General features: G+C 63.2%; 18 protein-coding genes. 6 read left to right on the top strand and 12 right to left on the bottom strand.

Annotated features, from left to right (window positions below):
- Nucleotides 1-7: 7 nt before the first annotated feature.
- The 5 genes from dapB to mepA form a co-directional block, all read right to left on the bottom strand.
- Nucleotides 8-826: a 4-hydroxy-tetrahydrodipicolinate reductase gene (gene dapB / locus AC3WVQ_RS18810; RefSeq protein WP_090296130.1), complete on the bottom strand. Its 819-nt coding sequence runs from the start codon at nt 824-826 to the stop codon at nt 8-10.
- Between the two features lie 21 nt (nt 827-847).
- Nucleotides 848-2,683, bottom strand: coding sequence for an ABC transporter ATP-binding protein (locus tag AC3WVQ_RS18805; RefSeq protein WP_090296128.1), 1,836 nt, complete (start codon nt 2,681-2,683; stop codon nt 848-850).
- A gap of 112 nt (nt 2,684-2,795) precedes the next feature.
- Entirely contained in the window at nt 2,796-3,815 is a 1,020-nt protein-coding gene (locus AC3WVQ_RS18800) for a glucokinase (protein ID WP_090296393.1), read from the bottom strand.
- 112 nt (nt 3,816-3,927) lie between these two features.
- Nucleotides 3,928-4,308, bottom strand: a complete 381-nt coding sequence (locus tag AC3WVQ_RS18795) for a methylglyoxal synthase (RefSeq protein ID WP_034805003.1) — start codon at nt 4,306-4,308, stop codon at nt 3,928-3,930.
- A 105-nt stretch (nt 4,309-4,413) separates the two neighbouring features.
- Nucleotides 4,414-5,466, bottom strand: coding sequence for a penicillin-insensitive murein endopeptidase (mepA, locus tag AC3WVQ_RS18790; protein ID WP_090296126.1), 1,053 nt, complete (start codon nt 5,464-5,466; stop codon nt 4,414-4,416).
- 231 nt (nt 5,467-5,697) lie between these two features.
- Here mepA and AC3WVQ_RS18785 point away from each other — a divergent pair, with 231 nt between their 5' ends.
- The 5 genes from AC3WVQ_RS18785 to AC3WVQ_RS18765 all read left to right on the top strand — a co-directional run bounded on the left by AC3WVQ_RS18785 (nt 5,698) and on the right by AC3WVQ_RS18765 (nt 12,558).
- Nucleotides 5,698-7,557: an extracellular solute-binding protein gene (locus AC3WVQ_RS18785; protein WP_492382892.1), complete on the top strand. Its 1,860-nt coding sequence runs from the start codon at nt 5,698-5,700 to the stop codon at nt 7,555-7,557.
- 177 nt (nt 7,558-7,734) lie between these two features.
- Nucleotides 7,735-8,817, top strand: coding sequence for a microcin C ABC transporter permease YejB (locus AC3WVQ_RS18780; protein WP_034805012.1), 1,083 nt, complete (start codon nt 7,735-7,737; stop codon nt 8,815-8,817).
- Nucleotides 8,817-9,953: an ABC transporter permease gene (locus AC3WVQ_RS18775; protein WP_034805015.1), complete on the top strand. Its 1,137-nt coding sequence runs from the start codon at nt 8,817-8,819 to the stop codon at nt 9,951-9,953. The genes AC3WVQ_RS18780 and AC3WVQ_RS18775 overlap by 1 nt, the downstream gene beginning before the upstream one ends.
- An 8-nt stretch (nt 9,954-9,961) precedes the next feature.
- Nucleotides 9,962-11,590: an ABC transporter ATP-binding protein gene (locus tag AC3WVQ_RS18770; RefSeq protein ID WP_034805312.1), complete on the top strand. Its 1,629-nt coding sequence runs from the start codon at nt 9,962-9,964 to the stop codon at nt 11,588-11,590.
- Between the two features lie 8 nt (nt 11,591-11,598).
- Nucleotides 11,599-12,558: a 2-hydroxyacid dehydrogenase gene (locus AC3WVQ_RS18765; RefSeq protein WP_090296121.1), complete on the top strand. Its 960-nt coding sequence runs from the start codon at nt 11,599-11,601 to the stop codon at nt 12,556-12,558.
- A 146-nt stretch (nt 12,559-12,704) separates the two neighbouring features.
- On the opposite strand, the gene AC3WVQ_RS18760 is transcribed toward AC3WVQ_RS18765, so the two are convergent.
- From AC3WVQ_RS18760 to AC3WVQ_RS18750, 3 genes are all read right to left on the bottom strand, one after another.
- Nucleotides 12,705-13,559 carry a C40 family peptidase gene (locus AC3WVQ_RS18760; RefSeq protein WP_034805036.1) on the bottom strand — a complete coding sequence of 285 codons (855 nt, stop codon included), beginning with the start codon at nt 13,557-13,559 and terminating at the stop codon, nt 12,705-12,707.
- A gap of 6 nt (nt 13,560-13,565) precedes the next feature.
- The gene (locus AC3WVQ_RS18755; RefSeq protein ID WP_034805040.1) at nt 13,566-13,916 is read right to left on the bottom strand and encodes a MarR family transcriptional regulator; all 351 of its coding nucleotides are present in this window, start codon (nt 13,914-13,916) and stop codon (nt 13,566-13,568) included.
- Between the two features lie 87 nt (nt 13,917-14,003).
- A complete protein-coding gene (locus AC3WVQ_RS18750) occupies nt 14,004-15,395 on the bottom strand; it encodes a leucyl aminopeptidase family protein (protein ID WP_110818582.1) in 1,392 nt (463 codons plus the stop codon).
- 131 nt (nt 15,396-15,526) lie between these two features.
- Here AC3WVQ_RS18750 and AC3WVQ_RS18745 point away from each other — a divergent pair, with 131 nt between their 5' ends.
- Nucleotides 15,527-16,351, top strand: coding sequence for a tetratricopeptide repeat protein (locus AC3WVQ_RS18745; protein WP_060609554.1), 825 nt, complete (start codon nt 15,527-15,529; stop codon nt 16,349-16,351).
- Nucleotides 16,352-16,519: 168 nt separating this feature from the next.
- On the opposite strand, the gene AC3WVQ_RS18740 is transcribed toward AC3WVQ_RS18745, so the two are convergent.
- Genes AC3WVQ_RS18740 through AC3WVQ_RS18725 form a run of 4 tightly spaced genes read right to left on the bottom strand, consistent with a single transcriptional unit; the run spans nt 16,520 to nt 21,305 of the window.
- Nucleotides 16,520-17,506, bottom strand: a complete 987-nt coding sequence (locus AC3WVQ_RS18740) for a type II secretion system F family protein (RefSeq protein ID WP_060609557.1) — start codon at nt 17,504-17,506, stop codon at nt 16,520-16,522.
- Between the two features lie 9 nt (nt 17,507-17,515).
- Complete coding sequence (locus AC3WVQ_RS18735; RefSeq protein WP_060609560.1) at nt 17,516-18,526, bottom strand: type II secretion system F family protein; 1,011 nt, start codon at nt 18,524-18,526, stop codon at nt 17,516-17,518.
- 8 nt (nt 18,527-18,534) lie between these two features.
- The gene (locus AC3WVQ_RS18730; RefSeq protein WP_492382891.1) at nt 18,535-20,001 is read right to left on the bottom strand and encodes a TadA family conjugal transfer-associated ATPase; all 1,467 of its coding nucleotides are present in this window, start codon (nt 19,999-20,001) and stop codon (nt 18,535-18,537) included.
- Between the two features lie 17 nt (nt 20,002-20,018).
- Nucleotides 20,019-21,305 (bottom strand): CpaE/TadZ family protein, encoded by a 1,287-nt coding sequence (locus AC3WVQ_RS18725; RefSeq protein ID WP_060580521.1) that lies wholly within the window; start codon nt 21,303-21,305, stop codon nt 20,019-20,021.
- Nucleotides 21,306-21,319: the final 14 nt, after the last annotated feature.

The raw sequence follows: 21,319 nt of genomic DNA, 5'->3' as shown, positions 1-21,319 counted from the left end.
GGAAAGGTCAGTTGAGCCCGAGAACGTCGAGCATCGAATAGAAGCCGGGTTTCTGGCCGCGGGCCCAGAGTGCAGCGGTGACGGCGCCGCGCGCGAAGATCGAACGGTCCGTGGCGCTGTGCGAGAGCGTCACCTGCTCGCCTTCGCCGGCAAGAATGACCGAGTGTTCGCCGATGACCGAGCCGCCGCGCAGCGTCGCAAAACCGATCGTGCCAGCCGGACGCGGACCCGTATGACCGTCACGCACGCGTACGGAGTGGTCGGCAAGGGCGATATCGCGCCCCTTCGCCGCCGCAGCGCCGAGAAGCAGGGCCGTGCCCGAGGGCGCATCTACCTTGTGCTTGTGGTGCATTTCGAGGATTTCGATGTCCCAGTCGGCCGAACCCAGCGCCCGCGCCGCCTTCTCCGTCAACACACCGAGCAGGTTGACGCCGAGGCTCATATTGCCCGACTTGACGATACGGGCGTGGCGGGCGGCAGCGCGGATCTTCGCCTCGTCGTCGGACGAGCAGCCGGTGGTGCCGATCACATGGACGATGCGGGCCTGGGCGGCGAGCCCGGCAAACTCGACGGTGCCAGCCGGCGCCGTGAAATCAAGGACGCCTTCTGCTTCGACGAAGGCTTCGAGCGGCTGGTCGGTCACCGGCACGCCGATCGGGCCGAGGCCAGCCAGTTCGCCGGCATCGCGGCCAATGAAGGGGGAACCCGGGCGCTCGATGGCCGCATGCAGGCGAACGCCATCCATCGCATGAACCGTCCTGATCAGCGTCTGGCCCATACGGCCGGCCGCACCCACCACCACGAGCTTCATATCGTTTGCGCCCATCGGTGATTTCCTTCTTGTCCGCTAGTGAATTTCGGCGTCGGCCGGCGCTTCGGGCGCCTCGCCTTCAGGCGACTGCTCTTCCGAAGACTGACCCTGGAGATTGTGGAGGCGAGCGTAGAGACCGTCCGGCCGCCGTGCAAGATCGACATGGGTGCCTTCTTCGACGACGGAGCCATCCTTCATGACGATGATCTTGTCGGCGTTGACGACGGTCGAAAGTCGATGCGCGATCACGATCACCGTGCGGCCATCCATCGCGTGGTCGAGCGCCTTCTGCACGGCGGCTTCCGATTCGGTATCCAGCGCGGAGGTAGCCTCGTCGAGCAGAAGGATCGGGGCGTTGCGCACAAGCGCACGTGCGATCGACAGGCGCTGGCGCTGACCGCCCGACAGCGTCATGCCGTTCTCGCCGACCGGCGTATCGTAGCCCTGCGGCTGCGCAAGGATGAACTCATGGGCGTAGGCAAGCCGTGCGGCGTCCTCCACCTCGGCATCCGTCGCGTCGATGCGGCCGTAGCGGATGTTGTCGCGGATCGAGCCTTCGAAGAGATAGGGCTGCTGCGACACATAGGCGATGCCCTTGCGCAGCGACTGCTTGGTGACGTCGGCGATGTCCTGCCCGTCGATAAGGATCTGGCCGGATGCCGGATCGTAGAACCGTGGAATGAGGCTGATGACCGTCGACTTGCCGGCACCCGAGGGGCCGACGAGCGCGGTCGTCTTGCCGCCCTCGGCCACGAAGCTGACGCCCTTCAGCACCTCGTCGCCATTGGGATAGCGGAAGCGCACGTCACGCAGTTCGACAGCGGCATTCGTAAACGCCAATTCCTTGGCATCGGCCTTGTCGCGCTGGTGCGGCACGGTGTCGAGGATCTCGTAGACCATACGGGCGTTCACGGCGGCGCGTTCGAGCGAGACCTGAAGACGCGCCAGGCGGCGGGCCGGATCATAGGCCATGAGCAGGGCGACGACGAAGGCGAAGAAGGCACCGGGCGGCACGTCGGCGTAGATGGCGCGGAAAGCCGAATAGGCAAGCACGGCCGAAATCGCCAGACCCGCGAAGGTTTCGGTCATCGGCGCGGTACGCTCGCTCAGCCGCGCAATGCGGTTGGCGCGGTTTTCGGCCCGGTCGATGATCGTCTCGACTTTGCCACGCAGCTCGCCTTCCATGGTGAAGGCCTTGACGATAGTGATGCCCTGAATGGTCTCCTGCATCGCGCCGAGAACACGGCTGTTGACCTCGATCGCCTCGCGCGTGGCCGAGCGCAAGCGCTTGGACACATAGCGCAGGCCCAGGAGCAAAGGAGGCGCTGCGACAAAGACGATGATCGACAGCAGCCAGTCCTTGGCAAACATGACGCCGACCAGACCGATCAGCGTCAGCAGGTCGCGCGCGATCGAGGTAACGGTCAGATTGAGCACGTCGCGAATGCCGCTGACATTCTGGCTGATCTGGGCTGCAAGCTGCGCCGACCGGGTCTCGTTAAAATAGCCGACGCTGAGCGCCATCAGATGGGCATAAAGGCGGCGCTGGTAGCGCGCGACGATGTTGTTGCCGATCTTCGAAAGCGCGACGGCCTGGCCGTAGGTGGCAAAGCCGCGCAGCACGAAGGCGGCAAGGATCGCGCCGCATACGAGCAGAACGATGTCCGCCCGCTTGTTCGCGAAGGCCTCGTTGATCACGGTTTCCATGATCGAGGCAGTAAAGCCGGTCGTCGCGGCGACGACAGCCAGGCAGCTGATTGCGAAAACATAGCCGCCAATATGGTCACGGCCGTTTTCGGCTATGACCCGCTTGAGGATTCCGCTGATCGTATCGGAGTCGACCGCGTGCTGTTTTTTCTTGCTGGCGCTCAAAAAGCCCGTCTTCCCTGGAACCAACCTGGAGGGCCGGCATCCGGCCCGATCTTTCCCGGCGCTCTATAGTGGTTTGATATCGCTTTGGCGAGTCTTTGCGCGCGCAGCGGGGTCAGCTTCTCCAGCGGCGTCCTTCCGTTGCCACACCGAAATCCCTCGGCGTGCGGGCAAAAGCGGCCAAACCGGAGAGCGCCGCCATCGGGTGAATGACGGCAAAGGTGGGGATCGTCCGCATCAGCGCCGAGTGCGGCGCCTTGTCCTCGAACGCAGCACGGAAGGGCGACTTCAAGAGCGCCGGCAGGATCTTCTGCGAGATGCCGCCCGCCAGAAAAACGCCGCCACGCGCCATGAAGATCAGCGCCATGTCGCCGGCGACCCGCCCGAGATAGGTCGAGAACAGCGAGATGGTCTCGATCGCCGCCCTGTCGCTGTCGGCCAGTGCGTGCGTCGTTACTTCCGCGGGGTCCGTCAGAACCGGGTCAACGCCATCGGCGGCGCAGACCGCGCGGTAAAGGTTCATGATGCCGCGGCCGCAGAGGATCTGCTCGCCGGCCATGCGGCCTTCGATCGGCTCGAGAAAGGGCCAGATCTGGAAGTCGCGCTCAGTGCGCGGACCGATATCGACATGTCCGCCTTCGCCCGGCACCGGGAACCAAGTGTGCTGGGCAAAGACGAGACCGCCGACGCCAAGGCCCGTTCCCGGACCCAGCACGACGCGGGAGGTCAGCGGCCGAATGCTGCCGCCGCCGATCTGCACCAGATCCTCATCCGCCGGAGCGGCGACGGCAAGCGCCTGCGCCTCGAAGTCGTTGATGATGAGCACGTCTTCGAGGCCGAGGCTCGAAAGCATGTCCTTCGGCCGGATCACCCAGCCGGCGTTGGTCAACGGAATTTCGTCGCCCCGAATCGGACCAGCGACCGCCAGGATCGCCGAGCGCGGCTGCACGGAGGTCTTGTCGAGAATGCTCTTCTGCAGCGCCTCCTCGATCGTCTCGAAATCACCGGTCTTGATCGGCGGCAGCTGCTTCGGGTCGGCAAAAGCGTCGATGAGCAGGGCGAAGCGCGCATTGGTGCCGCCGATGTCGCCGATCAGGATCGGAAAAGGAAAGCTGTGTTCACTGGTACCGGACATCGCAAGATCCATCCTGATCGTCATCTTGGGTTGCTGAACTGTCTATCAGACAGAACGGGATGAGGAAAAGTGCGGGAGGATTTCAGTAGCATCTGCCCGCCGGGAGCCCGCATCATCTGGGGTTCAGGTCGATCAACTGCTCGGCCGTTGCACGATTGAGCGCCATCGGAATGTCGTAGACGATGGCGAGGCGCATCAGCGCCTTGACGTCGACATCGTGCGGCATGGCGGTCAGCGGATCGACGAAGAAGATCAGCAGTTGCACTTCGCCGGTGGCGATCATCGCGCCGATCTGCTGATCACCGCCGAGGGGGCCGCTTTTCAGCCGGGTGATATCGAGGCTTGGGCAGACGTCGAGGACGCGACCGCCGGTCGTGCCGGTGGCAACGATCCGCCAGTCAGCCAGAACCGTCTCGTGCGCCTTGGCAAAGTCCGCAAGATCGTCCTTCTTCTGATCATGCGCGATCAGCGCAACACATTTCCGATCCGCCATGCCGGGCCCCGCATCAATATTTAAATCGATTTGATTGCCCTATACATGAGCGCCACGGGAATGGGAAGGCTGATGCCTCCCCGCCCCGCTCGTGTGTCCTTAATCCTACTGCAGCGTCGGACGCGCCATTGGTACGGGGATATCGGCCGGAGGGACATCACCGGACGCACCGATCACCTGCTCGATGCTATCGTTCGCTGCGGCCGGCGCGGCAGCCCGGTAGGCCGTGCCAAAAGTGGCGGCGGCTTCCGAGGCCGGCGCCGGGCCGTTCAGGACCAGAGCGCAGGCCTTCGGCAAATCGGCAAGCGTCGTCACCTTCGGCTTGACCGGCTTCGCGTTCGGCTTCTTCGTCGGCTTCGCCCATGGCTCGTCGGTGAACCACCAGGCCAGCGACTTGTCGCAGCCGTCGCCCGCCGGCACTTCCGCCTGATCCTTGCAGGTCGAAGCGCCGGCGGGGCACTTGATGCGGATGTGGAAGTGATAGTCGTGGCCGTAGATCGGCCGGACCTTGCCAAGATTCGTGCGGTCGCCCGTCCAGGTATCGCAGAGCTTCTTCTTGATCGCCGGATTGACGAAGACGCGCTCCACCTGCGGGTAGCTCGCCGCCAACATGATCAGCTGCGCGTGCTTCGGCGTCCAGATCGAACGGTCGACCGTCAGGAATTTGTTCTTCTGCAACATCGAGGTGGCGGAGATGTCCTCGCGCTCGCGATAGGTAAGCGTGCGTTGCGGCATCGGCGTCAGCCAGATATCGGCATCGAGCCCGATCTGGTGCGAGGCGTGGCCCGACAGCATCGGCCCGCCGCGTGGCTGCGAGATATCGCCGAGCAACAGGCCCGGCCAGCCGACCTTGTCGGCGGCGTCGTGGGAAAACTGCTCGATCAGCGCGATCATCTGCGGATGGCCCCAGCGGCGGTTGCGCGACAGCCGCATTGCCTGCCAGGTCGGCCCGTCGGTCGGGATGGCGACACCGCCGGCTAGGCATCCCTTCGCATAGAAGCCGTAGGAATTTGCCGCCATCTCGGCAGGCAGGGCCTTGGCGCCGAAAAGCGCCTTGGCCGGCGTTTCGTCCGCCGCGGCGTTGTCGGCGATCAGGAGGCTTGTTCCGAGCAGCAGCGCAAGAAACGCCGAGCCGCAACGTCGAAATGGAGCAATCATTGAATTTCGTCCCGTTTGTCTCGCGGCGAGCGGCGCCGTTGTGCGGCATGCCTCTCCGGCGAACCCCGATCCTAAGGCCCCGTCTTTGCCTCAGCCTTACGCGTTACATGCTTGTGAATCACCGGGATGTGACTCAAAAATTTGGCCTGATTTGCGGCAGTGCCTGTCATTTGCCCTGATTTCGCCTATGCTCTCGCAAAAGAAGATTGAAATATAAGGGGTACCGGCTGGATGCCAAACTTCTGCAGGACCGTGAAACCTGGCCTCGCTGCCTCGCTACTGACAGCGGCGTTCCTTCTCCTCCCTCCTGCAGGCAATGCCCAAGAACAGCCCGTCTGGCGCTACGGAACATCGTCAATCGGTGAACTGAAATACAAGCCCGATTTTGCGCGCTTCGACTACGTCAATCCTGACGCTCCCAAGGGTGGAGAGCTGCGCCTGTCGGAGAGCGGTACATTCGATACCTTCAATCCGATTCTCTCCAAGGGCGAGGCGGCGAGCGGCGTAACCTCGCTCGTCTTCGATACGTTGTTGAAATCGGCCGAGGACGAGATCACAACCGCCTATGGGCTGCTGGCCGAGGGCGTTTCCTATCCCGACGATATTTCCTCCGCGACGTTTCGCCTGCGCGCCGAGGCCAAGTGGGCTGACGGCAAGCCGGTGACGCCGGAGGACGTGGTCTTTTCGTTCGAAAAAGTGAAGGAACACAATCCGCTTCTGTCCAACTACTACCGCCACGTGGTTTCGGCGGAAAAGACTGGCGACCGCGACGTCACCTTCCGCTTCGACGAGAAGAACAACCACGAAATGCCGAACATCCTCGGCCAGTTCCCCATCGTGCCGAAACACTGGTGGGAAGGCGAGGACGAGAAGGGCAACAAGCGCGACATCAGCCGCACGACGCTGGAGCCGGTGATGGGCTCAGGCCCCTACAAGATTGCGTCGTTCCAGGCCGGCGGCTCGATCCGCTTCGAACGCAGGGACGACTATTGGGGCAAGAGCCTCAACGTCAATGTCGGGCAATATAATTTCGGCGTGATCAGCTATGCCTTCTTCAGCGACAGGAACGTGCAGTTCGAAGCCTTCCGCGCCGGCAACGTCGATTTCTACCAGGACAACAGTGCCAGTCACTGGGCGACCGCCTATGACTTTCCGGCGATGAAGGATGGCCGTGTGGTCCGCGAGGAGATCGAGAACCCGCTGCGCGCAGCCGGCATCATGCAAGCCTTCGTGCCGAACATGCGCCGCGACAAATTCAAGGATCAGCGCGTGCGCGAGGCGCTGAACTACGCCTTCGACTTCGAGGATCTGAACCGCAACCTCGCCTACAACGCCTTCCAGCGTGTCGACAGCTACTTCTGGGGCACCGAGCTTGCCTCCAAGGCTTTGCCGGAAGGACGCGAGAAGGCCATTCTGGAGGAACTGAAGGACAAGGTTCCTCCAGAAGTCTTCACCGCGCCCTACGCGAACCCGGTCAACGGCGACCCACAGAAGGTGCGCGACAACCTGCGCAAGGCGCTGGCGCTGTTCAAGGAGGCGGGCTACGAACTCAAGGGCAACCGCCTGGTCAAGGTAAAGAGCGGCGAGCCCTTCAGCTTCGAATTGCTCTTGGCCAACCCCTCGTTCGAGCGCACCGTCACGCCGTTCATCAACAGCGTGAAGAAGATCGGCATCGATGCGCGCATCCGGACCGTCGACGATTCGCAATACACCAACCGCGTCCGAAGCTTCGACTATGACATGATCTACGGCATCTGGGCGCAAACACTGGTTCCCGGCAACGAGCAGATCGACTACTGGGGTTCGGCTTCGGTCAATCAGCAGGGATCGAGAAACTATGCCGGCATATCCGATCCGGCGATCGACGAACTCATCCGCAGGATCATCTTCGCGCCCAACCGCGACGAACTGGTGGCAACAACACGGGCCCTCGATCGCGTTCTTCTCGCCCATCACTTCGTGGTTCCGCTGTTCTACTCGCGCTCGGTTCGCGTGGCTTACTGGAACCAGCTCGCCCGTCCGCAGGAACTGCCCTACTACGGAATAGGCTTTCCGGACGCGTGGTGGTCGAAAAACGCCTCCCCCAAATGAAGTCCTTGCACTCGAATGGCGTCTCGATTCCAAATGCAAAAAAACGAATCACTGAAACAAGCCCCGATCCGGGCCTGACAGCCGCAAGGAGACACAGGGATTGAGACACCATAGACGGCTTGCCGACGCTTCGCCGGTCCGGGCCACCGCCCACACGTCGATCGAAAGGCCCGCCTGATGGGTGCCTACATCCTGCGCCGCCTGCTTTTGATGATCCCGACGATCTTCGGGATCATGGCGATCTCCTTCATCGTGGTGCAATTCGCGCCCGGCGGCCCGGTCGAGCAGGTGATCTCGGACCTGACCAATGCCGGCGGCTCCGATCGCCTGTCGGGCAGCAGCGGCGACCTGATGCAGGCCGGCGGCGACGAAGGCGGGCGCTATCGCGGCGCTCAAGGGCTTGACCCGGAGTTCATCGCCAAGCTCGAAAAGCAGTTCGGCTTCGACAAGCCGCCGCTCGAACGCTTCGCTACCATGATGTGGAACTATCTCCGCTTCGATTTCGGCGAGAGCTTCTTCCGCAACACCTCGGTGATCGATCTGATCAAGGAGAAGATGCCGGTCTCGATCTCGCTCGGGCTGTGGATCCTTCTATTCTCCTACGCGATCTCCATCCCGCTCGGCATCAAGAAGGCCGTATCCGACGGTTCGGCCTTCGACGTCTGGACCTCGGGCATCATCGTCATCGGCTACGCCGTGCCGAGCTTCCTCTTCGGCATCCTGCTGATCGTCGTCTTTGCCGGCGGCTCGTTCTTCGACTGGTTCCCGCTGCGTGGTATCGTCTCCGACAATTTCTGGGATTTGCCCTGGTGGCAGAAGATCCTCGACTACATCTGGCACATGACGCTGCCGCTGATCACGCTGCTGCTCTCGGCCTTTGCGACGACGACGCTGCTCACCAAGAATTCCTTCATCGACGAAATCAAGAAGCAGTATGTAACGACGGCACGGGCCAAGGGCCTGACCGACGGCCAGGTGCTCTATGGCCACGTCTTCCGCAACGCCATGCTGATCATCATCGCCGGCTTCCCCGGCGCCTTCATCTCGGCCTTCTTCACCGGCTCGCTTTTGATCGAATACATCTTCTCGCTCGATGGCCTCGGCCGGCTCGGCTATGATTCGGTCGTCAAGCGCGACTATCCGATCGTCTTTGCCACGCTCTTCATCTTCTCGCTGATGGGCCTGCTCGTCAGCCTGCTGTCGGACCTCATCTACACCTGGGTCGATCCGCGCATCGATTTCGAGCGGAGGGACGTCTGATGGCAAGCCTCGCAACGTCCCCGACCGCTGTGGCGCCGCGTGGCTGGTTGTCACCGGTCAACCAGCGCCGCTGGCAGAATTTCAAGGCGAACCGACGCGGCTACTGGTCGCTTTGGCTGTTCCTGGCGCTGTTCGGGCTCAGCCTGGTCGGTGAACTGATCGCCAACGACAAGCCGATCATCGCCTCCTACAAGGGCGAGCTTTTGTTCCCTGTCGTCATCGACTATCCGGAGGAAAAGTTCGGCGGCTTCCTGGCCGAGACCGACTATCGCTCCGACTTCATCCGCGACGAGATCGAGGCCAATGGCTGGATGATCTGGCCGCCGGTGCGCTATTCCTACCAGACGGTCAATTCCAACATCCCGCATTCGGCGCCGACCAAGCCGTTCTGGCTGATGGACAAGGAAGAGCGCTGCTCCGCCTACCCTGACAAGACCAACGACCGGAACTGCATCGTCGGAAACCTCAATTGGCTCGGCACCGATGACCAGGCCCGCGACGTCTTTGCGCGCATGATCTATGGCTTCCGCATATCGGTGCTCTTCGGCCTGACGCTCACCATCGCCTCGGCGGTGATCGGTGTCACCGCCGGCGCCATCCAGGGTTATTTCGGCGGCTGGACCGACCTCCTGATGCAGCGTTTCATCGAGATCTGGTCGTCGATGCCGGTGCTCTACATTCTCCTGATCATCGCCGCGATCCTGCCGCCAGGCTTCTTCATCCTGCTTGGTATCATGCTCTTGTTCTCCTGGGTCGGTTTCGTCGGTGTCGTGCGCGCCGAGTTCCTGCGGGCTCGCAATTTCGAATACGTCAACGCGGCACGCGCGCTCGGCGTCGGCAATGGCACGATCATGTATCGCCACCTCCTGCCGAACGCGATGGTGGCGACGCTGACCTTCCTGCCCTTCATCCTCTCTGGCTCGATCACGACGCTGACTTCGCTCGACTTCCTCGGCTTCGGCATGCCGCCGGGATCGCCCTCGCTCGGCGAGATGATCGCCCAGGGCAAGTCCAACCTGCAGGCGCCCTGGCTGGGGCTGACGGCCTTCTGCGTCATGTCGCTGATGCTGTCGCTGCTGATCTTCGTGGGCGAAGCGACGCGCGATGCCTTCGATCCGAGAAAGACGTTCCGGTGAGCGCGACGATGACAGATCCAATCCTCTCCGTCCGTGACCTTTCCGTCGCCTTTCACCAGGGCGGCAACACCTCCGTTGCCGTCGACCATATCTCCTTCGACATCAGGCGCGGCGAGACCGTGGCGCTTGTCGGCGAATCCGGTTCGGGCAAATCGGTCTCGGCCAACTCGATCCTGAAGCTCTTGCCCTACCCGTCCGCCAGCCACCCGAGCGGCGAAATCGTCTTCAACGGCAAGGACCTGCTGAAAGCCAGCGATGCGGAGCTGCGCCACGCCCGCGGCAACGACATCACCATGATCTTCCAGGAGCCGATGACCTCGCTCAACCCGCTGCATTCGATCGAGCGGCAGATCGGCGAGATCCTCGAACTGCACCAGGGGCTGGAGGGTGCAGCGCGGCGCACGCGCATTCTCGAGCTGCTCAACCAGGTCGGCATCCGCGAGCCGGAGAAGCGGCTGAGCGCCTATCCGCACGAGCTCTCGGGTGGCCAGCGCCAGCGTGTGATGATCGCGATGGCGCTCGCCAACCGACCGGAACTCTTGATCGCCGACGAGCCGACGACCGCACTCGACGTCACCGTGCAGGCACAGATCCTCGAGCTGTTGAAGACGCTCAAGGATGAGCACGGCATGTCGATGCTGTTCATCACCCATGACCTCGGCATCGTGCGCAAGATCGCCGATCGGGTCTGCGTCATGACCAAGGGCAAGATCGTCGAAACGGGACCGACCGCCGAGATCTTTGCCAATCCGCAGCATGCCTACACCCGCCATCTGCTCGCCTCCGAGCCGAAGGGCAATCCGCCGCCGTCTGACGCGTCAAAGCCGATCGTGATGGAAGCCTCTGAGATGAAGGTGTGGTTCCCAATCAAGGCGGGATTCCTGCGCAAGGTGGTCGATCATGTGAAGGCCGTCGACGGCATCGATCTGAAGCTGCGTGCAGGCCAGACACTCGGCGTCGTCGGCGAATCCGGCTCCGGCAAGACGACGCTCGGGCTTGCGTTGACGCGGCTGATCTCGTCGAAGGGTCGCATCGCCTTCATCGGCAAGGACATCGACCGCTACAGCTTCAACGAGATGCGGCCGCTTCGAAACCGGATGCAGATCGTCTTCCAGGATCCCTACGGCTCACTCAGCCCGCGCATGTCGGTGGCCGATATCATCGCCGAAGGCCTGAAAATCCACGAGCGCTCCCTATCCGACAACGAGCGCGACGCCCGCGTCGCGGCGGCGCTCGAAGAAGTGGGCCTCGATCCCGCGACCCGCTGGCGCTATCCGCACGAGTTCTCCGGCGGCCAGCGGCAGCGCATCGCCATTGCCCGCGCCATGGTGCTTAAGCCGCAATTCGTGATGCTCGACGAGCCGACCTCGGCGCTCGACATGAGCGTGCAGGCGCAGGTGGTCGACCTCCTGCGGGACCTGCAGAGCAAACACGACCTCGCCTATCTGTTCATCAGCCACGACCTCAAGGTCGTGCGCGCCCTTGCCAACGAGATGATCGTGATGCGCATGGGCAAGGTGGTGGAGCAGGGCCCGGCCGAACGCATTTTCAATGCCCCGAGCCAGGACTACACGAAGGCGCTGATGGCTGCCGCCTTCAACCTCGAAGCCGTCAACTTGACCGCGATCCGCCAATAGGTGCCCGAATGTCCGCAAAAAGCCCCGTCATCGTCGATCTGAAGTTCATTCCGGAGGAGGTCGAGGCGGCGCTTCGCGGGGCCTTCCCGGATCGCGAGGTGATCAACCGCGCCGATGCCGTGCACCACAACCGCGACCTCTCGGGCATCGACTATGCGGTCGTCTGGAAGTCGGCACCGGACCTCTTCGAAAGGGCACCGGACCTCAAGGTGGTGTTCTCCGGCGGCGCCGGCGTCGATCATGTGCTTACGCTGCCCGGCCTTCCCGAAGTGCCGCTCGTGCGCTTCGTCGACCAGACACTGACGACGCGCATGAGCGAATGGGTGGTCATGCAGTGCCTCATGCACCTGCGCCAGCACCGCACCTACGAGGCGCAGGCGGCGAAACGCGAATGGCGCGACCTGACCCAGCCAGAAGCCGCCGACATCACCGTCGGCATCATGGGCATGGGCGTGCTTGGCCAGGACGCCGCCCGCAAGCTCTCGGCCATGGGCTTCAAGGTCATCGGCTGGTCGCGCAGCAAGCGCGACGTCGCCGGCATCGAGACCTTTGGCGGCAACGAACTCGACAGCTTCCTGGCACGCAGCGACTTCCTTGTCGGCCTGCTGCCGCTGACGCCGGACACCCGCGGCATTTTCAACCTGCGCCTGTTTGCAAGGCTCAGCCGTAACGGCCCGTTCGGCGCGCCTGTCTTCATCAATGCCGGCCGCGGCGGTAGCCAGCTCGAAGCGGACATCCTGAAGGCGCTCGACAGCGGCGTGCTCGCTGGTGCCTCGCTCGACGTTTTCGAGCAGGAGCCGCTTGCCCAGGACAGCCGTTTCTGGACCCTGCCCAACGTCTACGTCACACCGCACGTGGCGGCATCCTCCGACGTCAAGGCCCTCTTCCGCCATGTGGAGCAGCAGATCGCCCGCTTCGAAGGCGGACAGGCGCTCGAACACGTCGTCGACAAAGTAGCCGGCTACTGATCCAGCGAAAGCGAGGTGCGACGCTTGCCACGCCGAGCCTCCTGGCAGAGACGCAGCGTCGCATTCTGCGACGTGAACGGGTGTTTTGCCTTCATCGGCTACGATTGCGGAGGCTCGCGCCCCCCCTACGCTCCGTTTGCGGGCGCTCAGGGACGGCGGTAGCCCGTCGGCTGCTCATAGAGCCAGCCAATCCGCTCGATCGAGGCCTCCAAGCCCTCTCGCGCAACCGTCATCGTGTGACCGTTGGCGTGGATCAGGGTTTCGTCGTCCTCCATCAGCGCGACGTGCCCTTTCCAGAAGACGAGGTCGCCGCGTGTGAGCTCTTCGCGCCCAATCGGCGTTCCCAACCCCGTCGCCTGCATGTCGGAATCGCGCGGCGCCTGCCTGCCGACCATCATCATCGACAATTGCACAAGGCCGGAGCAATCGATGCCGAAGCCGGAACGCCCACCCCAGAGATAGGGTGTTTCGACGAAGCGGGCAGCGACCGAGACATAGTCTCCCGGCACAACACTGCCGACCTCGATGCAGTGATTGGCGATGACCGCCTGGCCGCCGTCGAGCAGAAAGTAGCGCGTGCCCCTCGTTTCGCGTTCATCGACAACCGTCAACCGGCTGCCCATCGACAGCGGATAGACCGTCGGGAAACGCAGATCATGGCCGGTATAGACGAAAGTGCGCGGCGCCGTCACGATATGGGTCGGGCTCTTGACCACCGGCGCAAGGCAATACTCCGGAAGATAGCCGACATAGCCGTCGAGATCGGCCTTCACCCAACACCAGCTTTCGTTGGTGTCGAGTACCCGAACGGATTCGCCGAGCAGCAGCTCGGTGTCGGTGCCGCAGGCGAGATCGGGCTTGGCCCGCAGGGGCGCAACCGGAACAGAGATGCGCGCAACGCTTCCCTCGACGTAGCGTTCGGCTTGCACGACACCGCGTAGCCGGCTCTCTGCGAGGTCGGGGCGATAGGCGTTCAGGCGGCGATCGGGCGGTGTCGACATGTCTACTCACTTCAGCTGCTTGCGGCCCTGATCAATGATCAGGTCACCGAATTTTTCAAGATAGAGAGCACCCTCGACTGTCCTTTTGATGACGACGTTGCGGCGATCACGCTCGTCGCGGGTGCGATCGACTAGTCCAAGCGCTCCCATGGTGTCGAGCGCGCGGGTGATGACCGGCTTGGTGACCCCAAGCGTCGCCGCCAATCCACGCACGGTGTGCGGCGGCGGCACGAGGTAGATGTGCAGCAGGATCGCCAGCTGCCGCAAGGTCAGGTCGCGGCTGTCGACGCGAACCTGGGCGAGCGACACCGAATGCCAAAGCCCGAGGGCCTGGGAGGGCGTTAGCTCGATCGGCAATGGCGGCTCCTACGCGTGATACTGATCCGCCACGATAGCGGCGGATCGTTACGCAAGCGTTTCTTTGCCGGTTACGCCTGGTTGCGGTTACCTCGTCATCTTCTGGACGTGCTGGTAAAGCGCACGGATTGCCTGCGCCTCCCCGCCAACCGTCGAATGCGGGCGCTCGGACGGAGCCCAGCCGAAGATATCGAAATGGACCCAGCTCTTGGCGTTGGTGACGAAGCGCCGGAGGAAGAGTGCCGCAGTGATCGATCCGGCCATGCCGCCCGCAGGCGCGTTGGTGAGGTCGGCGATGCGGGCCGAGACATCCTTGTCATACCCGTTATAGAGCGGCATGCGCCACATCGGATCGTCGACCTCGAGGCTTGCTTCCGTCAGATCGTGGGCCAGATCGGCATCGTCGGTGAAGAAAGGCGGCAGATCCGGGCCGAGCGCGACGCGCGCGGCACCGGTCAGCGTCGCCATGTCGACGAGCAGATCCGTCTTCTCTTCGTCGGCATAGGCGAGCGCGTCGGCAAGGATCAGCCGGCCTTCGGCATCGGTATTGTCGATCTGCACCGTCAGGCCCTTGCGGCTGCGATAGATGTCGCCGGGCCGGAAAGCATTGGCGGAAATAGAGTTTTCGACCACCGGCACGATGACGCGCAGATCCACCTTGAGCTTGGCGTCCATGATCATCAGCGCCAGGCCAAGGACGTTGGCGGCACCGCCCATGTCCTTCTTCATCAGCAGCATGGAGGCCGACGGCTTGATGTCGAGACCGCCGGTATCGAAGCACACGCCCTTGCCGACGAGCGTTACCTTCTTGTGGCCCTTCTTGCCCCAGCGCAGCTCCAGCAGGCGCGGAACCTCGGCGCTGGCGCGGCCGACGGTGTGAACCAGCGGGAAGTTCTGCGTCAGCAGCGCTTCGCCGGTTATGACCGAAACATCGGCCTTGTAGTGGGCGGCAAGCGCGCGGAACGCGCCTTCGAGCGCTTCCGGTCCCATGTCGTTGGTCGGCGTGTTGATGAGGTCACGGGCGAGGAACACGCCAGCGAGCTGGCGCTTGATGTCGGTCGCGTCCGCATCGGCGGGGATGAGCAGCGTCGGCGGTTCGCCCTTGGCGGACTTGTAGCGCTCGAACCGATAGGAGCCGAGGCCGTAGCCGAGCGCCAGCCGGTTGGCCGTCAGCGGTGCCGTTTCGATATGCCATTTGCCGGCCGGCAGCGCCCGCGCCAGCTTGCCTGCGAGGAACGGCGCTTCCGACGGGTTGCTGCCGAGGCCGAAGAGCGCGCCGCCAAGATGGCCGTCGGCGGACGGGATCAACAGCACCGCGCCGGACTCGGCCGTAAAGCCTGCCTTGCGCGCCCAGTCCAAAGCGATCGGGTCGATCGTCCCCGTCTCGATATGCGCCGGCGTGACGGCGAAGATCGGCAGGGTCTTGCCGGCGCTGGTGTTGAACGGCGACGGCCGCTCGATGAACTGATAGGGAGCCATGAAAGTCCTCGGCTGACAGAGATGGAATCGCGCCATTAACGCTCTGTTAGGGTTAACAGATTATTGCTGGAGTGAAAGTTGCGCCGGTGTTGTCTGAAGTTCAGGTGCGCGAATGCATGCTGGGGACACACATGGCCAAATATACGACCTCATCCTCGAGACGCGCCCGTTTCTTGCAGGGCGCGGCGATCGCGCTGGTGGCGCTTTCGCTTGCCGGCTGCGCCAACCAGCCGAAGAAGGAGCTGACGACGGGGTCGATCTCCAGAACGTCAAAACCGGTGCAGTCGATGACCGCGCCTGAGCTTTCGGCCGCTGCCGAAAGCATCGGCCAGGCCTATGAAAAGAACCCCAAGGATCGCGAAGCGGGCCTCAACTATGCCAATCTCCTGCGCATGACTGGCCGCAATGAGCAGGCGCTTGCGGTGATGCAGCAGGTCGCGATCAACCATCCGTCGGACCGCGAAGTGCTCGGCGCCTACGGCAAGGCACAGGCCGCCGCCGGTCAGCTCGAGCAGGCGCTTGCGACAATCGGCCGGGCGCAGACACCCGACCGTCCGGACTGGAAGCTGAAATCGGCCGAGGGCGCAATCCTCGACCAGCTGGGCCGCGCCCAGGAGGCGCGACTGCGCTACCGCGAGGCTCTCGACCTCAAGCCGAACGAGCCGTCAGTACTCTCCAATCTCGGCATGTCCTATCTTCTGACCAAGGACCTTCGTACCGCCGAAACCTACCTCAAGTCGGCGGCAAGCCAGCCCGGCGCCGACAGCAGCGTGCGCCAGAACCTCGCGCTCGCCGTCGGCCTTCAGGGCCGCTTCCAGGAAGCCGAGACGATCGCCCGCCAGGAGCTTTCCAGCGAGCAGGCGGAAGCGAACGTCGCCTATCTGCGCTCAATGCTGTCGCAGCAGGGCGCATGGAAAGAGCTCGCCAAGGCCGACGACAAGAAGGTCGCCAACTAAGGCGCGCCGCGTTCTTCAGAGACGCTCTTGGTCCCTCTAGCGCTTCCATCTACCGCTACCGTCATCCGCAAAGTCAGCCGCGCACATTTGCGCGGCATGCCTTTGTCCGCCACCGCGCAAGCGGTTTTCGAACCCATGTTTGTAGAGCGCCGACAGCGGCGCCGCTGCCTAGAATTTGTCGGCGACCTGGATGCCGGCCGGTCCAAGGATGACGGCGACCAGCACCGGCAGGAAGAACAGGATCATCGGCACGGTCAGCTTCGGCGGCAGGGCAGCCGCCTTCTTCTCGGCTGCCGTCATGCGCTGGTCGCGGCTTTCCTGTGCAAGCACGCGCAGAGCCTGGCCGATCGGCGTGCCGTAGCGGTCCGCCTGGATCAGCGCCTGGACCACGGACTTCACCTCTTCGAGGCCGGTGCGCTGCCCGAGATTTTCAAGCGCAACCCGGCGGTCGGGCAGGAACGACAGTTCCGCCGTCGTCAGCACCAGCTCTTCCGCCAGCGGCTGCGACTGCGAGGCCACTTCGTCGGCGACGCGACGCATCCCCAGTTCCATCGACACGCCCGATTCGACGCAGATCAGCAGGAGATCCAGCGCATCCGGCCAGGCCCGACGTATCGATGCCTGGCGCTTGGAGACGGCGTTGGCCACCACGATATTCGGCGCGTAAAAGCCGACATAGGCAAAGCCAATCGCGAAGAACAGCCGTACCATCAGCGGCTTGTCGGCAAAATTGCCGAGCACGAAGATATAGACGAGCGCGACGATCAGGAACAGGAAGGGCAGGCAGAAGCGCGCGAACAGGAAGGTGTTGAGCGCGTTCTGCGAACGGAAGCCGGCCATTTTCAACCGGTTGACCGTGTTGTCGTCGACGAGCGCCGAGCGCAGGTTGAGCCGCTCGACGACCTGCCGGATGGAGGCGTTGTTCTGCCCCCGCAGACTTGCCCTGCCGTTTTGAACCTCGGTGGCAAGCCGCGCGCGCTCGCGCGCCCGGATCTGTTCGCGCTCGGTGGCAACGGACTTCATCCGCTTCCCGAGATCGCCGCGATCGAACAGCGGCACGATCAGCGAATAGAAGGTTGCGAGCACGGCGAGCGAAACCAGAATGGCGACGACGACGTTGGGATCGGTCAGGGTCTTGATCAGGTCAGTGCTCATCGACGCCCCTCAGATGTCGAAGTTGATCATGTTGCGCATCACCCAAATGCCGATGCTCATCCAGAACAGGCCGGCACCGATGATCAGATGACCGCGGGGGTCGGTGAAAAGCACCATCATGTAGGCGGGTGATGTCAGGTAGACCAAAAGCGTGACGATGAACGGCAGGGCGCCGATGATGCAGGCCGAGGCCTTGGCTTCCATCGACATGGCGCTGACCTTCGCCCGCATCTTCCTGCGCTCGCGCAGGACCCTGGACAGGTTGCCGAGAGCTTCCGAGAGGTTGCCGCCCGCCTGCGCCTGGATGGCGATCACGATGGCGAAGAAATTCACCTCCGGCAGGGGAATGCTGTTGACCATACGGGCGCAGGCCTCGGTCACGCTCAGGCCCACCTGCTGGGATTCCACCACGCGGCGAAACTCGGTCTTGACCGGCTCCTGGCCGTCGGCGGCGATGAGGCGCAGTGCGTCGTTCAAGGGAAGGCCCGACTTGATGGAGCGGACCATGACTTCGAGCGCGTTCGGGAATTCCTCAAGGAACTTCTTGCAGCGCCGCTTGACCAGGTAGCCGATGAACCAGCGCGGCAGGCCGAGACCGGCGATCATGCCAAAGCCGACGGCAATGGGGAGCCCGGCGCCCAATATCAGCACGACCAGAAAGGCGAAAAAACCGAAGAGCGCGCTGAACAGATAAAAGCGCCCGATGGAGATCGACAGGTCCGCCTGGGTGAGACGCACCTTCATCGAGGGGGTGGCTTTGGCCGAGCGCTCCTGCTGTTTCTTTTCCAGTTCCTTCAGCGAATCCTGGACGGATTTTCGCCGTTTCGACAGTTCGCTCACGCGGTCGCGTGCGGCCTTCATCTTGGCGCGGTCGGTTTCCGCCACGCTGATCTTGCGCACGCGGCCTTCCGCCTTCTTTTCGCTTTCGATGCGCGAGAACAGCAGGCCGTAGGCAAGCGCCGCCGCCGATATGGCGACGAGGGCCGCTAGCGCCAGAACCGTGATGTCTATCCCGAACATCGCAGCTCCTAGCCCTTGTCCATCGCGTCGAGGGTCGCGGCTAGTCGCTTGTCCTCGTTGAAGTAGCGCGCGCGATCCCAGAAGTGCGGCCGGCCGATGCCGGTCGACATATGGCGGCCGATGATCCGCCCGCCGGCGTCTTCGCCATCGATCTCGTAGCGCATCAGGTCCTGGGTGATGATCACGTCGCCTTCCATGCCCACCACCTCGGTGATGTGGGTGATGCGGCGGGAACCATCGCGAAGGCGGGACGCCTGGATGATCACGTCCACCGATCCGGCGATGATCTCGCGCACGGTCTTTGCAGGCAGCGTATAACCGCCAAGCGCGATCATTGATTCCATGCGGCTCAGGCATTCGCGCGGCGTGTTGGCGTGGATGGTTCCCATCGAGCCGTCATGGCCGGTGTTCATCGCCTGCAGCAGGTCGAAGACTTCCGGGCCACGCACTTCGCCGACGATGATGCGTTCGGGGCGCATGCGCAGGCAGTTTTTGATGAGATCGCGCATGGTGATCTCGCCTTCGCCTTCGATGTTCGGTGGGCGGGTTTCGAGGCGCACGACATGCGGCTGCTGCAATTGGAGTTCGGCCGTGTCTTCGCAGGTGATCACGCGCTCATCCGTGTCGATATAGCGTGTCAGGCAATTGAGAAGCGTCGTCTTGCCCGAGCCCGTGCCGCCCGAAATGACGATGTTGCAGCGGACACGACCGATAATCTGCAGGAGAACGGCGCCCTCTGGCGTGATCGAGCCGAAGCGGACCAGCTGCTCGAGCGTCAGCTTGTCTTTCTTGAACTTGCGGATGGTCAGCGCCGTGCCGTCGATGGCGAGCGGTGGGGCAATGACGTTGACGCGGGACCCGTCCGGCAGGCGGGCGTCGCAGATCGGGCTCGATTCGTCGACGCGGCGGCCGACCTGGCCGACGATGCGCTGGCAGATCGAAAGAAGCTGCGCGTTGTCGCGGAACCGGATTTCCGATTCCTGCACTTTACCGGCGACTTCGATGAAGGTCTGGCCGGCACCGTTGACCATGATGTCGGCGATGTCGTCGCGGGCAAGCAACGGTTCGAGCGGACCGTAACCCAGAACGTCGTTGCAGATATCGTCGAGCAGTTCCTCCTGCTCGGAGATCGACATCGCGAAGTTCTTGATCGTGATGATGTCGTTGACGATATCGCGGATTTCCTCGCGCGCGCTCTCCGTATCGAGCTTGGCGAGCTGCGACAGGTCGATCGTGTCGATCAGCGCGGAGAAGACCTGCGATTTCGTGTCGTAGTAGTCTTCCGTCCGCGCCTGCCGCCGTCTTGCTGGCGGGGCGGGCGTCGGCACTCTGGCGCTGGCGGAGGGCGTATCGGCGAGTACCGGCACGGCGCGCTCGACCACCGGCGCTTGCGCCGCAGCCACGATCGGCGGAGGGGCGGAAACCGGGGTGCCGCCGCCTTTGCCGAAGCCTTCGTTTCCGCGCTTGCCAAACATCTGCGTAATCCTACTTCCTATTTCCTGCCGAGCGCTGCAAGCATCTTGCCGAGGCCGCCGCGCCGGGCCTTCTTCATCGTCACGCGGCCGGTCAGAAGATGTGCGAGCTGCGAGAAGGTTTCAGCGGCCGGCGCTTTCTTGTCGATTTCGGCGATCATCCGCCCGCTGTTCGAAGCGTTACCGAACAGAGCCGCGTCGAAGGGAATGATGGCCGCGGCTTCGATTTCCAGCGAATCGCAGAACTCGTTGGCGGCAATCTCCGGCCGCTTCGGCATGCCGACCTGGTTCAGCACCAGGTGGGGCGCCTTGTCGTTGGGGCGCAGCCTCTTCAGGGCGTCGAGCAGGTTCTTGGTGTTGCGCAGGCTGGCAAGATCGGGGATCGCCGTGATCACCACCTCGTCGGCTTCGCCGAGCACGGACCGTGTCCAGTCCGTCCACAGGTGCGGAATGTCGAGAACGGAAACGGGGGCGCTGCGCTGCAGGATCTCGAGGATCGGGTGGAAAGCCCCGGTCTCGAAGTCATAGGCGCGGTCGAGCATCGAAGGTGCCGCCAGCAGCGACAGGTGCTCGGAGCACTTGGTCAGCAGACGGTCGAGAAACACCTCGTCCAGGCGCTCCGGCGCAAAGACCGCCTCGGCAATGCCCTGCGGCGGATCCTGGTCGAAATCGATGTTGGCGGTGCCATAGGGCAAGTCGAGATCGGCGAGAATCGTTTCGGTCGAGAACAGGCTGGAGATGCCCCAGGCACAATTGTGCGCGATCACGGACGATCCGCAGCCGCCCTTCGCTCCGATGAAGGCGATGCTTCGCCCCAAGGGTTCGGCATCCGGGTCGACGAAGATCGCCGAAACGGCAGTGAGAATGTCCGGCATCGAAACCGGCGCGACCATGTATTCGGAAATGCCGTTGCGGATGAGTTCGCGGTAGAGCCCGATATCGTTGTGCTTGCCGACGAGGATCACCTTGGTGCTGGGATCGCAGACTTCCGCCAGCGGTGCCAGTTCGGTCAGCAGCGACCGCGGTTCCGTCGCCGTCTCGAGAATGATCAGGTTGGGCGTCGATACGGTCGCGAACATGTTGGCGGCGGCATCGATGCTGCCGCTGTTGATGCGCAGGCTCACCTTCGCCATGCGCCGATCCTGGCCGCACCGCTCCATCAGCCGCAACATCGCGTTGCTTTCGCAAAACGCGTGGATCGAAATCCGCGGCAACGGACGAACCTGCTCCAGATCGCTCATACGCGCATCGAAGGACGGGTCGTCCCCCTCGGTCCCAGTCTCGATCCTGTAATCGATGGTACTCATCTTTTCATCCAGCC

It is taken from the genome of Ensifer sp. EB106-05-01-XG146 (assembly GCF_058791875.1).
The sequence above is the reverse complement of the archived record's forward strand: the minus strand, read 5'-3'. Positions and strand labels throughout refer to the sequence as shown.